Here is a 14,495-nt window from a genome sequence, read left to right on the forward strand (position 1 = left end):
CCCTGGGTCGCAGGGACAATAGCGTTCGGGAACCGAACGCGCAGCCAGCCCCGACAACGGGGCTGTTCACGGGGTTTGGGGTACGGCCCCAACGAGCAAAAATGGACTTCCAGCGGTCACGCTGGAAGTCCATTTTGAGCATTTGTGGGAACAAATGCACTGCTCGCCAAGTAGCGAAACTGTCACCGCATAACCTTTTCCAACAGTGTTCTGTAGCTATCCACCACATCGTACACTACCCCATCGCCGGAAATGGCTTTGAAATGTTCTCTCGCACAGTGAATTTTGGATTGCTCAATCAACCGCAATTGCATGGAACGCATAGAGCCTTTTGTTTCCGCTACAAAGTAAATGTGTTTGACACTTCCCTCATAGAAAGCGATAGCCCAATCTGGGTTATAATGACCGACCGGCGTTGCGATATAAAATCCATCCGGCAATTTCACATAGACTGCGACATTTGTATTTGTATCAAGATCTGCAGCAAAGTCCCGCTCCCCGGTCGAGTCATAAATGATGTGGTCGTACAGGTGCTTTTGGGCTTTCATTGCGTTTATACCAAGCCTGCCTTTGATAGTCGGATCAGTAAAGACATCTGTACCGTAATGGTCGTCCAGAACATCATAGGTAATATGCTCAATAACCGCTGTTGCTTTCTCGTCGTTGATGAGAGCTGCGGCTTTGACGATAAACTCCTCCGGGTTATCCTTAAACTGACTGAATACAGTAGGCTGGATGCCCTTTAGAATGGCAACAAGGGCTTTGCGGGTCAGCCCGGTTTCATCAACCAGCTTTCCAATCAAATCATACTTCACATTGGAATTTGCCGTCATAGTCACACTGTAGCTGGCGGATTCTTCTTTCACAAAGGATGTACCGGAAAGCAGTTCTTCTTTGGATTGGATTGCCGTCATTGCCCCGGTCTCTACCTGAAAGTGAATTCTGGAGACGCGCAGCTTGCTGTCCAGGGCGGCAATAGCTTTTTGGATCAGTTCCTCCGTATCAAAATCCACAACATAGACGGATTTTGCGTTGATCCTTGACCAAAGAGCCTTAAATTCCGGCATAGCCAATTTGTCCTCATCCACCTGCAGCTCTACATTGTTGCTGCGGGCGTTTTCCGGCTGCATACTGCGCTCGTCATAAATGGAATCAATGATCGCAAGCACTGAGGCGGCGGAGTCTGCAACTTCTTCCGCTACTTTGATTTCGCCGTTTGCCTTATCTTCATAATATTTGTCAGTCAGCGCGCCCTTGCGGTCGATATAACCATTAACGATCATATCGAAGTGGATGGCGGAGGCCGTGGCCTGGTCGATGACCTGCTCATTGCCATGCTCGTCTTTGATAACCTTGCCGACGAACAATTCCACTGTTACAGCGCGGGGACGGTCGGAGACCGCTTCGGCTATCTCCGTTTGCAGACCTTTGGCGAACGAGTCGTAGCTTTCACTGGCAATGACAGTGAGGATGTTGATGTTATGCACATCGTTGCCAAGGACATTGGTATCCATCCGCTCGCCGCTCTGGTTGACGCACAGGCGCAGGCCGCGCCCCACCTCCTGCCGCTTGCGGACATCGCTGCCGCTCTGCTTCAAGGTGCAGATCTGGAATACATTCGGGTTGTCCCAGCCCTCCCGCAGGGCGGAATGGGAGAAGACGAACCGCACTGGGGAGCGAACCGGGTCACGATCCAACAGCAACTCCTTGTTCTTCATAATCAGCTCATAGGCACTCACATCATCAGAGGTCGTTTCCTTACGGCCAACCTTGGAGTTGACCATTTTACCTTTGCCGTCCACTGAAAAATAACCGGCGTGGGTCTTTGATGCCGAGATAGTCTGCAAGTACCTGAGATACTCATCATCACCAATGGCAAACTGCATACTTCCAATAATGTCCTCATACTCCTCCTCGAACATGGCGGCATATTTTCCGTTGATTGGCTGGCCAGCCACATCATATTCCCGGTAGTTTGCCACTTCGTCAATGAAGAACAGCGAGAGGACTTTGATGCCCTTGTAAAACAGCTGGCGTTCCCGCTGGATGTGGGAAAGGATGGTTTCCCGTATCTGGATGCGCCGCAGCTGATCTTCGTCTACTGCTCCAATCACATCTCCGGCAAAAATCTTGATGCCGTTGATAAACTCCACCGAGTCATCCCGTCTGTCGATCTGCTTGACCACAAAGCCGTTTCTGTATTCCTCCAGTCCGCCGGAATAGTCGTAAAGGTTGTCTCCAATTTTGACGATACGGCTCTTTTTCTTCGGAGCGCCACTGGCCATCTTTACCTCGAACTGTAAGGTGGCGGTGGGGTCGCTTTTGGAGAGATTGATGCTTTCCAGATAGAGGTAGCTGTCGGTGGCGGTGCTGCCGCTTTCGGTGATTCCTTTCACCGCAATCTTCTTGACTAACCGCCGGTTGTAGGCCTCCATCGCATCCAGCCGGAATACCATATTGTAGATGCTGTCGCTCTTATGGGTGGCGGAGTAGCGCAGGGTCAGTAGCGGATGAAACTCTTTTAACCGCTCCTTGGTCTGCTTACCCTCCACCGACTGGGGCTCGTCAATAATCAGGATTGGGTTGGTTTTGGCGATGATATCAATGGGCCGGCGGGAACGAAATTCATCCAGCTTCATGTAAATCCGGCGGGCATCCTTGCCTTTTGCATTGAACGCCTGGGAATTGATAATCATCACATTGATGGAGCTGTCCGACGCAAAACGGTCGATCTCCGTCAACTGGGCAGAGTTGTAAATGAAGAATCGTATCTTCTTCCCATATTCCTCGGCAAAATGTTCCTGAGTCATCTCAAAGGACTTATACACGCCCTCCCGGATGGCTACGCTAGGGACCACAACGATAAACTTGCTCCAGCCGTAGTGCTTGTTCAGCTCGAACATGGTCTTGATGTAGGTGTAGGTCTTGCCCACGCCGGTCTCCATCTCAATGGTGAGGTTGTAGCCATTGGCCCGTCCCTCCAGTTTGTCCGACGGCTTGAGCTGGTTGGCGCGCTGGATTTTGTTCATCTGCTCCAGAATCCGCTGGTCGAACAGCTCTGGAACGATCCGCTGGTTGCTGAAGCCGGTGAAGTCCCGTTCTTCATTAACACCGATCTGATAACTGCCGCTGCCTCTGTCCATCATATAGGTGGGGGTCAGATAGGGCTGTCCGGCAAAGACATCCACAACGGCTCTGGCTGCGTCGGCCTGGAATTTCTGGTGTCTGTACTGTATCTTCATGACTCCTCGCCTCCCGTCTCCTCGGCAATCCATTCTTTGAGCTTTTTCTGAAGTTCCTTTTTGTCCGGCAAATAAAGCCGGTATTCTGACGCATAGATGTTGGAATTCTCCGGCAAAGTAATCTCTACCAAAGCGTCATCTTTTTCTTTGCAAAGCAGGATGCCGATGGTTGGATTTTCATCCGGCAGCTTTTCGTATCGGTCATAGTAATGCACATACATCAGCATCTGCCCCAAGTCCTGATGAGTCAACTTGTCAATTTTCAAATCGATCAGCACATAGCAGCGGAGCAGACGGTTATAAAAAACAAGGTCCACATAGAAATTTTCTTCCCGGTAAGTGAACCGTTTCTGTCTGGCCTCAAACAGGTATCCCTTTCCGAGTTCCAGCAAAAATTTTTGGAGCTTGTTGATGATCGCTGTCTCTAAATCAGATTCCACAAATTTTGCTTTTTCGTCCAGGCCAAGAAACTCCAGCACTGTTGGCTGTTTTACGATGTCCTGCGGCCTGGTGACAATGTTCCCTTCTGACGCAAGGCGCAGGACCTCGCCTTTTTCCCGGCTGAGCGCAAGCCGTTCGTAGAGACTGGAGTTATACTGCCGCTGCAAGGTGCGGATACTCCATCCTGACTGTGTGGCTTCAATTTCATAAAATTTCCGCTCGTTTTCGTCCTTGATGCGCATTAACAACAGATAATGCGACCAAGGGAGTGTGAATGGCAGCGTTTCCTCAAAAAGGCGAAACACCGTTTCGGATTTTTCCACCGCGAATTTCCGAAACACTGTCTCGGAAATCCTGTCCTGATAGGTCTGGTAAAATTTTCTTGCGTTTTCAAGTGTGTCCACGGAAAAACCACGGCCAAATTGCTTATTCATGGCCTCGGATAAGTTTTTGATGATCTGCCTGCCATATTTTGCGCGGCTTTCGCCCTGCTGCTCCACCTCTACGATCCATCTGCCGATCGCGTAAAAGGTCATCAGCTGGACAAGATTGATCTGCCTTGCGGCGATGCTCCGGGCGTACTCCACCAATTCAATGGAATTACGGCACAGGTCGTTCATTGGAAGATTTGCGCTGTCTTCCGGTATCAATTCGTTTGCCATCCCGCCCCTCCTTACAGAACCTTCACCCTGGTATCCGGAGCCAGCATTTTGAAAATCTCGCCCACATTGATCTTGGCGGGGCTGTCGGCAAAGCTGCTGTCCCGGAACGCCGCCCGGAGAGGCTGACGCTTGGCAATCTCCTTGATAACGCTATCGGGGATGTTCTCGTCAAAGCAGGCGATCAGGTCGCCGTCGTTGTAGGTGTGGACGGTGCAGCCCTCAATCTGTTCGGAGGTGTAGGGCATGGACAGGGGCAGGCCCCACTCCAGCAGACAGCCGAACAGCAGGTCCAGGTCGGTGCGGTCGGGCTTGATGTTGCTCACCAGTTGGTCAAGCATACTCTGGTCGTACTCCCCGGCGGAGTAGTACACATCGGTCATGTTGGTGTCGTCCAGCTTGAACACACGGAAGCCGCCGTCAAAGGGTTTGTCCGGGTTGTCAGCGGCGATTTTCTTCGCGGCGCGGCGGATGCGCTCCTTAGCTAACTCGCATATTGTCCCATATCCAGACATTTTTGCAGGGCTACCTTCCGTGCATTCTTCTTGTAATTGCACCATGATAAATTTTCTGGTTCCACTATCCTCGGCATTAAGTTGCATTGTGGCATCCGCAGTAGTTGATGATCCAGAAAAGAAATCTAATATAATAGAGTCTTTCTCTGTGGCTATAGTAATAAGATGTTTAAGTAGTTTTGTAGGTTTTGGATGGGTGAAAAGTTTAGCGACACCCAGAAGTCCTTTTAGTTCTTCAGTTGCATCTTCATTCATACCCTGCTTATCCCACCATGACTCAGCAGGTGTCCTGGCAAATTTTCTGTTTGCAGCAAAAACCTTTTGAACCGGGCGTGAAGTGCCAGTCTTCCCAAAAATAATCCTTCCATCAGCAATTCTTTTTTGGACTTCTTTCTCATTAAAGACCCAGTACCGACCATCTGGTGGCAGAAAACTTTCCCCTGTTTCAGGGTTGATGATAGGAAAGTAAGGACCTTTATGATTTGCTGACAAGTCAGTTGTAGTCCAAGGCCCACGTGGGTCATTATCCGGGTTGGAAAATGTCCTTGCAATAAACTCTTTGGTAACTGGATAGCCCATATCTTCAATGTCAGTCAGATTTTTTGCATAGCAAACAATATAGTCATGTACTGGCGGCAAGTACCCCATATTATTGCCATTTGTTTTCTTTTTCCACAAGATTGTGCCGACCATATTTTTTCTTCCAAATACCTCGTCAGCTATCTTGCGGAGATTTTCTATTTCTTCTTCACCAATACTAACAAAAATAACCCCGTCATTTGTGAGCAGATTCCTGGCCAGCATCAACCGAGAATAGATCATACTGCACCAATCGGAATGAAACCGCCCGTTGCTGTCCGTATTCCTGAAAAGCCGGTCGCCGTTCTCATCCACCTGCCCGATTCCTTCACTGAATTCCTCCCCACTCATACCGAAATCGTCCCGATAGATAAAGTCGTTTCCGGTGTTATAGGGCGGATCGATGTAGATCATCTTCACCTTGCCCAGATAGCTCTCCTGCAACAGCTTCAGCACTTCCAGGTTATCGCCCTCGATGTAGAGGTTTTCGGTGCCGTCCCAGTCCACGCTCTCCGCCGGACAGGGCCGCAGGGTCTTGCGAATGGGCCGGTTGGCCTCCACGATAGCGGCCTTTTTGCCCACCCAGGTGAACTCATAGGCCTCGTCGCCCTCCAGCACCACATCGGACAGTAGCTGCCGCAGAAGCTCAAAGTTGACCGCCTTTTTCAGTTTGCCGTCCTCGCCGCAGGCCTCGGTCACGCAGGCGGGGAACAAGGCGGCAAGTTTTTCGATGTTGGATTGGGTCAGGTCAGGGGTTTCCATTTTCAGCTTGTCCATTTTGTCCTTCCTCCGTGTTAGTTTTTGGAATTAAAGACATGAATCTTTCCATAAGCTCAAGTTGATTATCTTGATATCGCTCCTGCTTTTTCAGCATATCAGCTAATCCAACGGGCTGATAAGAATTTTGTATGGTTCTTAATGTGACATTATCCTTATATCCCAACGAAACAGCTATGACTTCTAACAAAGACTCTCTTTCCTTTATCATCTTTTCACGCTGAGCCGCATCGGGTTTTTCAACAGAAAGAACATCATAATATTTTTTCCATTGCGCAATGACTTTTTTATCCTTTGCGAACACAACTTCGATTAGATTCAACGCCTCGACACTTGCATTTGTCCAGCCATAAATTCGACTCGCCATCAAAATTTTGAAAATCTGCATTTTGTCATCACGTTTTCTTGCCCTGTCCTGCAATTTTTGTCCGACAATCACAGAAACAATGGGAGCCAAAATAATGGCAGCTATATTGATGTAATCTGAAAAGTCCATCACAATTCCTCCAACTCTTTTTTCAATCTTTTCAATTCCGCATTCAACTGAACCTGTTTATTCAGTTGCCGTTCTCGACGCACCTTCACCTGTAGCGCTGCAATCTGCTTTTGCAGTTCCTGCCTGCGGGTATCCCGATCCACCGACTCTTTCAGCGTTTCGCCCGTCCCAGAAGTCAGCGTTTCCCCGGCAATCTGCCGGACAAAGTTTTCATATACTTTGTCGGTATTCAGACCGTCCAATTTAAGGGGCAGGGCGGCTTCCTCCATCCAATCGGTGTGGTAGTAGCTGCCCACCCTGAAAGCGTTCGTCCTGCTCCCCGCCGCCTCCTTATAGGCCGTCCACGCCTGATATTTGCCCTCATATTCCAGCAGAAACAGGATGTGGTAGGGTATCTCCTTGTCAATTTGCCGCAGGACAGCCGCGTCCAGTTGGGGCGCGGACAGACAGACCTCGAACACCTCAATCTCCGTCACGGTCTCCCCGGTGGCAAGGTTCATTGTGGCGGGATCAATCTTGTTCCGCCACCAGATCACCCTGATCTGCTCTACAAAAATGCGTTTCAGCGCTGGGGAAACCGTGAGATTTTCATAAAACTTCTGCTTTGGAATGCGCCGGTTGAATTCGGTGCTTTTGGGCAAACCAAGCATAGAGCGCACCTCCTTATTTGACCACCAGGAAGCAGATCAGTTCAAAATCATCCAGCCCGGACACTGCATTCATCAGGGCGGAAGTACCGCCTGCGGAAAACAGGCTGTCGATGTCGCTTTCTTCTTTCACATCAATGATGGAGTTTATTGCATCGGAAAGAAGCTGCGACACCTCCTTCATGTTTCTGCCGTCATCTGTTTCCTCATTGAATTTTGCGCACAGCGGTATGACTGGTTCCGACTTGCCCCGGCACAATAGCCGGATGGTGTCCAACAGCTTTTTGGGGTTCAGATAATCACAGACCACCTCGCCGTCCACGCTGATATAGACCATATAAAAGGGATGGATGCGGTTCTGGTTGTCAATATTGACGCTGTTGTTGATATTCCGCAGGACAAAAATCACGCCCGGCGGGTTTTCCTTCGTTGCGGGTACGACGGCGTGAAGCCCCTTCGGTTTCTTTGCCAGGTCGCCGTGGGTCTTGATGTAGTCCAACAGATCAAGCCGGAACTCGTTCAGCCCCAGGTCCATGATGGAAATACCGGTGGACATATCCTCCATATCCACAACTTCCTCCTGGAGCCGTTTCAACTGCTGCTTGCGGTATTCCAGATCTCCTTTTTCTTCCGGGTTGATTAAGTCGTCATCGCCGGTGGAAGTCATCACGGATATCTTCATCCGGGTCTCCACACGGGATTTCAGGTTGATGTATTCGTCCAGGGTCATATCCGGCCAGAAATTCACCAGCTGGATTACCTTGTTCCTGCTACCAATGCGGTCGATACGTCCGAACCGCTGGATGATACGCACCGGGTTCCAATGAATATCGTAGTTGACCAGATAATCGCAGTCCTGCAAATTCTGCCCTTCGGAGATGCAGTCGGTGGCGATCAGAATATCGATCTCCTTTGTACTGCCTGGCATCAGTACGTCCCGCCCCTTGGAGATGGGAGAGAAGCAGGTCAGCACATTGTTCAGGGTAGCTTTCAGTCCCTTGATGGTGGTGCGTCCGTCAATACTTCCGGTTATGACCGCCGTGTCCAAACCGTACTTCTCTTTGACATATCCGGCTACTTGGTCATACAGATACTCCGCCGTATCGGAAAACGCCGAGAAGATCAGCACCTTCTTGTTACCCATGTTGATGGGAGTACGCATTTTTTCGTCCAGTAAATGCAGAAGGTTCTGGAGCTTCAGGTCATGTTCCGGCGTAATGTCGGCTATCATCAATGTCAGCAGTTCAAGATTTTCCGCATCCTGTTGCAGTTCTGCTCGCCAGGTCTTATAGTCCATATCAGACAGATCGATTTTCACCTTTTTGCCTACAGTGAAGTAATCGGTGCTGCCGTCCTCCATATCAAAGTCATCTTCGGACGCTTCGATCATATCAATGTCAGCCTGACCGTATTTTTCATAATCATCAATGGCTTTGATTGTGCCAGTGATCAGGTCAAGGATTCGCGTAAGCGTCAGGTTGAAGGAGTACACAGAGCTTTCCAGCCGCTTTAAGAGATTGATGCTCATCAGCCGCCGGATACCTTGTTCACGCCCTTGTTGAGTAAGGTTGTTGCCCTTGTTGTGAGTCAGGTCGATATACTTGGCAATCTTGCTTGGAAAGATGTAGTTTGACGGCGTATAGATACACAAACTCAACTGGGTCAGCAGCTCAAATATCTGGTTGTAGTTGATGGCACTGGACAGGTCGGTCATACTGGGACGCAGGGAAATCGGTTTCAGCCGCTCCGGGAATTGTCCAATCGCCGCCGTATCGTAATACTTTTCGATGTGCCGCCGGGAGCGGGCAATCGTCACACTGTCCAGCAGTTCAAAGAAATCAAAGTCCAACGTGCGGAGCAGGGCATCGGTAGTACGTACATCCGGGTCGAGCTTGCTCCAGGCATTGAACGATTTCTGAGCTTGCCGGAAAACTTCGTCAATGGGCTTTTTTGTGTCCAGCGCCTCATTGATGAAGTCCGGATTTCCTTCATAGGCGATGGCAAGCTGGTTTTTAAGGTCGGTAAAGCGGTTATTGACCGGCGTTGCGGACAGCATCAGCACCTTAGTCCGAACGCCCGCACGAATCACTCTGTCCATCAGCCTTATGTAGCGGTTCTCCTGCGTATTGGCATGAGTTCCAGCGCCATTACGAAAATTGTGGGATTCGTCAATCACAACAAGGTCATAATTGCCCCAGTTCAGCCGGTCAAGATCAAGCCCGTTGGATGTACCGCCGGAGCGGGACAAGTCTGTATGAAACAGCACATCATAATTCAGTCGGTCGGCGGCAATGGGATTATTGACATAGTTGTCTTTGTAGGTATTCCAGTTTTCTGCCAGTTTTTTGGGGCAGAGGACAAGTACGGATTTGTTCCTGTTTTCATAATATTTAATAACGGCAAGGGCGGTAAAAGTTTTGCCCAAACCAACGCTGTCAGCCAAGATACAGCCGTTGTACTGCTCCAGCTTGTTGATAATGGCAAGAACAGCATCCCGCTGAAAATCATAAAGCATACTCCAGATCTTGCTCTGCTTGAATCCGGTTGCCTCATTGGGCAGGACATCCTCGGAAATATCGTTTAAAAACTCGCTGAAAACATGGTATAGTGCCATAAAGTAGATAAACTCCGGCGAGTTTTCATTATAGGCTGTGCTGATATTGGAGATAATCATTTCGGTCACATCCTGCATCTTCTCGTGATCACTCCAAAGCGTTTCAAACAGCTGTACATACTGGGTGGAGAACGGTGCCTCCATCCGGTTGACCATGTTGTAGCTGTTATTGCCGCGTTCACAGCCGATATCCACTGTTGTAAAGCCGTTCAACGGCATATAGGCGGTCTGCTCTACAGGAGAATCGACTGTCATAAATCCGCCCATGTTTTCCCCAGTGACATTGGATTTGAAGATAGCTTTACGCCTGATCCAGTCAGCACACTCTCTGGCAACAGCCCGTTGGGTCATTTCATTGCGCAGCTTGATTTCAAATTCTGTACCATATAGGCTGGTTTCTCTGCTAAGTCTTGGAATGTAAAACTCCCGTCTTTGCTTTTCGGCCCGCTCTTGAACGAAGGTCGGGGAAGTAAAGATAAAACGGAATTCTTCTATCTGTTCCAACTGATATTTTAACTCTTTGTATGCATACATGGAAAAGCAAGCGGCCGCTATGGAAACCTTGCTGCCACGCTGTATCGTTTCTTTCAAGTCATCCCGGACGATATCTGTGATATTGTCAAATATTTTCATCACAAGCTGTCCCTTTCCAATCGTTATAGCTTATCCATTTTTAGCTCAACTCATGTTCGAGTATGGGTACACTTTGAAGGCCATACCTATACAGATTATATTATACACTACCCGCCTCCGGAAAACAATTCCTCTTTCCCTAAAGTTCCAAGAATTTTTGCCATAACCGACAGAAAGGACAGAAACCAAGAACGCCCAGGTATTATTAAAGGACAGCACATTTTTGGATGCTGTCCTTTGCCCATTTACATCATTCAATTCGTTTACAATATTTTTTGCCTACATTTTATCAGTATTCATACGCCGCCCCATATTATTGTAGGCCCAAGGCATTGCGTATGGAAATTTGTTCGCCACGGTGAAATTATCCTTGACAAATCCCATCTTGATTTTGGATTGAAAAACTCTCCCCTTGCAGTTCATCGTCACGGCTCAACCTCTCGTACAGCAGCGCAATCTTGGTTTTTGCCATAGCACAGACCTCCTCAAAATGAAATATGCTCTAAGCTGCCCTCGTCTATCACCGAAAAATCAGTGAATTAACAAGTCGCTTAGAGCATATATCACCCGCCGCCATCTTATACTTTTTATACTGCCGGACGGCGAAGTGCTCCGGGTCCCGTTTTTCCAACCGTTCAAACATCAAATCCACGGCATTTTTGAAGGTTTCATCCTCTTCGCGTACTTCTGAGGCATTCAGCATATCCAGCAGGGTAATCATGTTTTTCTCCTCCGCCGGGGCTTCGTACCAAATGTACGCAATGAGCGCCTGATAGTACAATGCCTCGGCCTTACTCCAGAAGTCCTCACCGCCCCTGCTGTCCTCGCCCTTGGATAGTGATAGGTAAGACTCTGGTTTAACGCCTCGGTCTTTTCCCCCACTCCACACCGGACGGGCGCCATTTCGACGCATCCGGCGCACCCTCTTACTTTGTTTTGGGACACCCTTTCCGAGAGTGCCCCATATTCAATGGAGTAATGACATATTGACTGTATAAAGATTTACAGTGCATCAATGAGCATTTTTATCCTTTTCTTCTTTTTCGGGAAAAGCACATAAAGCTGTTCAGGGGTACTGCTGTGCAAAATTCGATGTTCCAGCTCTGAAAGAACACAAAGGTTATCAAAGTCATTGCTTCCACCCTTGTACCGGGGTATAATATGGTGGCAGTGATATTCATCCACCGGCACAAATTCACCAGACAGATAGCTGATACCTTTCATTGAGCTGTATTTACTGATTCTGAACATTGCAAGCCGACTATTTTTGATATACTTTGAGGTGTTCACCAAATAAGTTATCATTTCCATCGAAACACCGGGCCTATGCTTTTTCTCACCATAGTGATAAGGATTATCCCTCTTTACAGTTCCTTTAACTGCCGCAATCAAGCCTTTATCATAGCTTGCCCAGCTAATCTCGATGATTGGAAATCCCTCAAAACAATAGTAGCCGTTTTTTCCCCATGAGCTGTACTTTCCTTGAAGATAGTTGTTCTTACAGAATTGCTCATATGTAAACTTAGCCGTCTTTTCCATTGTGTGGTAAAACAGTTTTTTAATTCGCCAGCCTAATTGATTAAAACTCTCACAGAATAAGTTCATGCCACAGTAGTAGTTGTGGATGCCTACCACATAGGCGTTCCATTCATGGAATGTATCATATTGGGGATGTTTGCGAATCTGCTGCAACAGTTCTCTGCATTTTGCAACAATCTCATTTGCCCGGTTTTTAGGCAACGTATTGGCAACCATGAATCGGCCTTTCTTTTTCGGATGCTTAGTATTTCGCTTGAAAACATAGAAGTCATAGCCGAGGTACTTCATCCTCTCCCTTGTAAGGTCGTAGATTTTCGTTTTTTCCTCGTTAATGACCAACTTCATGTTTTTGGTCAGATACTTAGTCACACTATGACGAAAGCGTTCTGCGTCCTCCAAATCTTTGCACAGCACCAGAATATCATCTGCATAGCGCACATGAATCCCGATTTTCAGATTGGTTTCTTCCATCCGCCGCCTTCTGTTTCCTGGGTCATGGAATTTCTTCACGGTAGGGTCATGCCAGCAGTCACCTTGGTCCCTCAGCCAGACATCAAACCGATGCAGATAGACATTACTGATTAGCGGACCTAGGATGGAGCCCTGCGGGGACCCTTTTGGGTCCTCTACCTTGCAGGAATTCTCAAAATACCCTTTCTTGATGAAGTGATAGATATAGTTGAGAATAACCTGGTCCTTCACACCAATATGCCATAATTCACGGTAGGTTATATCCGGGTCTATGGTGCCAAAATAGTCCTTCATGTCAATGGATAATACATAAGGCTTGGTCTGACATTCATTTTTCACCTTTGCCAGAGCATTATGAGTGCTGACACGTTCCCTAAAGCCAAAAGAACTAGGTACGAATTTCGTTTCGCAATAGGGTTCTAAAACAAGCTGTATGCACTTTTCAACCAGCTTGTCCCAGATGGAACAGATGCCCAGCGGACGCATTTTCCCATTTCTCTTTGGAATATAGGTGCGCCTGACATAATCCATCCGTTTACTGAAAAGCCGTTTCCGCACAATCTCCGATAACTCCGCAACCGAATATTTCTCCAATGTTTTGTAATTGGTGCCATCCGGTCCCAATGCCATCCTTCCAGGACTTTGACTTAACTGCCGGACAGCCAGTGCCACATTCCTATCATCATAGACCATAGGATGCAGATTCCGCATATCCACAGTTCCTTCTTGAAAATCACGGTAACGCTTCTCCATATCCACATAGTAAATATTGTTTACTGCCATAGGCTTTTCGCCTCATTTCCGTAACGATTAGTCTCTTGCGTCTAATGGGGCGAACTGGAAATACTGTTTTATCGTTCAAAGCAAGACTAAGGCCCTTTGCTACTCCCTATTTCTTGATAGGGTATCTTCGCTACTACGGCCCCGGTGACTACCCATTCATCATCTTTCTGGCCTTACCCTTTCGGTGCGGACCGTCCCCAATGATTGCTATAACGCTGGGCAGTTCCCTTGTATCAATACGACTGCCTTAATGCTGCACTTAGGACTCTCCTCTACTCCGTGGGCCTGCATTTCTGCGGTACGCTTCTCACGTACTCTATGGCGGCCATAACGCCATCCCCCATAACAACAAAACAAAATTGCGTGAGGTAGACCCATTTTTGTACCCTCTTTTCTGTCGAAAAGGGCGGATACTCATGGTTACGAAGTGTACAAGTAAAAGAATTTCTATCCATATACAGCGGAGCCCGGGGTGTACTGTCACCAGCATTGTCCCCGCCTTCACCTATGCTTCGCGACTGCCTGTTACCAGACAGCCGGCAGGAGTATTAGCCGCAGTCGGATACACAAGATATTTGGCTCTTGTGCCGCCGCCAGTCGTATCAATTACCAACGAGATACGCTATTTCACCTCCTATCGGGCGTTCTCGTCTGGCTCACAACGGTGTCACGTTACTACACGTGCTTTATGTTGTGATTCAAGGCGCACTGTTTTCCATGATGCAGTTGACCAGCTTCAGGATATCGTTCTCGCAGCGGATATATTGGAAGGGGTTATACCGCATGGATTGCTTAAAATTGATGGTATTGAGTATCTTTATCTCATAACCGCCGCGTTCCTTTAGCATGGTTCCACATTCCTCGACGACTGTACCCTTTCGCTCGGTTTGTCAAGGACAGAGTGTGGAAATTTTGAAAAAATCAGGATGCGTCCAGTTCCCGACGGATAAGGCGGTTGATTTTGTCGCTCATGGTTTCCCTGCTGGTGGTGCTGAAATGGAGTGACACCTCGTAAGTGGTGTTGCCGATTTTCTGCACCAGGGCGGGCGGCGGCGCGTCCGGGGTGGGTGGAGCGTTGCCGCCCTCCATCATGGGCAGG

At 48.3% G+C, this 14,495-nt stretch carries 8 protein-coding genes and 2 pseudogenes; all 10 read right to left on the reverse strand.

Going from position 1 to position 14,495, the window contains the following annotated elements; genetic code table 11:
- Positions 1–182: 182 nt before the first annotated feature.
- The 10 genes and pseudogenes from D1159_RS07575 to D1159_RS07620 all read right to left on the reverse strand — a co-directional run bounded on the left by D1159_RS07575 (position 183) and on the right by D1159_RS07620 (position 14,488).
- Positions 183–3,242 (reverse strand): DEAD/DEAH box helicase family protein, encoded by a 3,060-nt coding sequence (locus tag D1159_RS07575; protein ID WP_161845077.1) that lies wholly within the window; start codon positions 3,240–3,242, stop codon positions 183–185.
- On the reverse strand, positions 3,239–4,345 hold the full coding sequence (locus tag D1159_RS07580) for a PDDEXK nuclease domain-containing protein (RefSeq protein WP_202620990.1): 1,107 nt from the start codon (positions 4,343–4,345) through the stop codon (positions 3,239–3,241). Before D1159_RS07580 ends, D1159_RS07575 begins: the two co-directional genes overlap by 4 nt.
- Before the next feature lie 11 nt (positions 4,346–4,356).
- Entirely contained in the window at positions 4,357–6,213 is a 1,857-nt protein-coding gene (locus D1159_RS07585) for a site-specific DNA-methyltransferase (RefSeq protein WP_161845078.1), read from the reverse strand.
- The gene (locus D1159_RS07590) at positions 6,185–6,709 is read right to left on the reverse strand and encodes a DUF6680 family protein (protein ID WP_161845079.1); all 525 of its coding nucleotides are present in this window, start codon (positions 6,707–6,709) and stop codon (positions 6,185–6,187) included. Before D1159_RS07590 ends, D1159_RS07585 begins: the two co-directional genes overlap by 29 nt.
- The gene (locus D1159_RS07595; protein WP_161845080.1) at positions 6,709–7,359 is read right to left on the reverse strand and encodes a DUF4391 domain-containing protein; all 651 of its coding nucleotides are present in this window, start codon (positions 7,357–7,359) and stop codon (positions 6,709–6,711) included. The genes D1159_RS07590 and D1159_RS07595 overlap by 1 nt, the downstream gene beginning before the upstream one ends.
- A 13-nt stretch (positions 7,360–7,372) precedes the next feature.
- Positions 7,373–10,225, reverse strand: coding sequence for a helicase-related protein (locus D1159_RS07600; protein WP_347563650.1), 2,853 nt, complete (start codon positions 10,223–10,225; stop codon positions 7,373–7,375).
- A gap of 943 nt (positions 10,226–11,168) precedes the next feature.
- Positions 11,169–11,453: pseudogene (locus D1159_RS07605) on the reverse strand (type IV secretory system conjugative DNA transfer family protein); the annotation flags it as partial.
- 152 nt (positions 11,454–11,605) lie between these two features.
- Entirely contained in the window at positions 11,606–13,396 is a 1,791-nt protein-coding gene (locus D1159_RS07610; protein ID WP_161845082.1) for a reverse transcriptase domain-containing protein, read from the reverse strand.
- Between the two features lie 707 nt (positions 13,397–14,103).
- Positions 14,104–14,322, reverse strand: a pseudogene (locus D1159_RS07615) (type IV secretory system conjugative DNA transfer family protein); the annotation flags it as partial.
- The gene (locus tag D1159_RS07620) at positions 14,318–14,488 is read right to left on the reverse strand and encodes a transposon-encoded TnpW family protein (protein ID WP_161845119.1); all 171 of its coding nucleotides are present in this window, start codon (positions 14,486–14,488) and stop codon (positions 14,318–14,320) included. The pseudogene D1159_RS07615 and the gene D1159_RS07620, both read right to left, overlap by 5 nt.
- Between the last annotated feature and the right edge of the window lie 7 nt (positions 14,489–14,495).

Origin of the sequence: Pseudoflavonifractor sp. 524-17, from assembly GCF_009935845.1 — a bacterium.
Taxonomy (GTDB): Bacteria; Bacillota; Clostridia; order Oscillospirales; family Oscillospiraceae; genus Pseudoflavonifractor_A.

Excerpts from the sequence above, each read along its gene's own strand:
- D1159_RS07610 (WP_161845082.1), bottom strand. The coding sequence starts at position 13,396 with ATGGCAGTAAACAATATTTACTATGTGGATATGGAGAAGCGTTACCGT.
- D1159_RS07590 (WP_161845079.1), bottom strand. The coding sequence starts at position 6,709 with ATGGACTTTTCAGATTACATCAATATAGCTGCCATTATTTTGGCTCCC.
- D1159_RS07580 (WP_202620990.1), bottom strand. The coding sequence starts at position 4,345 with ATGGCAAACGAATTGATACCGGAAGACAGCGCAAATCTTCCAATGAAC.
- D1159_RS07595 (WP_161845080.1), bottom strand. The coding sequence starts at position 7,359 with ATGCTTGGTTTGCCCAAAAGCACCGAATTCAACCGGCGCATTCCAAAG.
- D1159_RS07585 (WP_161845078.1), bottom strand. The coding sequence starts at position 6,213 with ATGGACAAGCTGAAAATGGAAACCCCTGACCTGACCCAATCCAACATC.
- D1159_RS07575 (WP_161845077.1), bottom strand. The coding sequence starts at position 3,242 with ATGAAGATACAGTACAGACACCAGAAATTCCAGGCCGACGCAGCCAGA.
- D1159_RS07600 (WP_347563650.1), bottom strand. The coding sequence starts at position 10,225 with ATGACAGTCGATTCTCCTGTAGAGCAGACCGCCTATATGCCGTTGAAC.
- D1159_RS07620 (WP_161845119.1), bottom strand. The coding sequence starts at position 14,488 with ATGATGGAGGGCGGCAACGCTCCACCCACCCCGGACGCGCCGCCGCCC.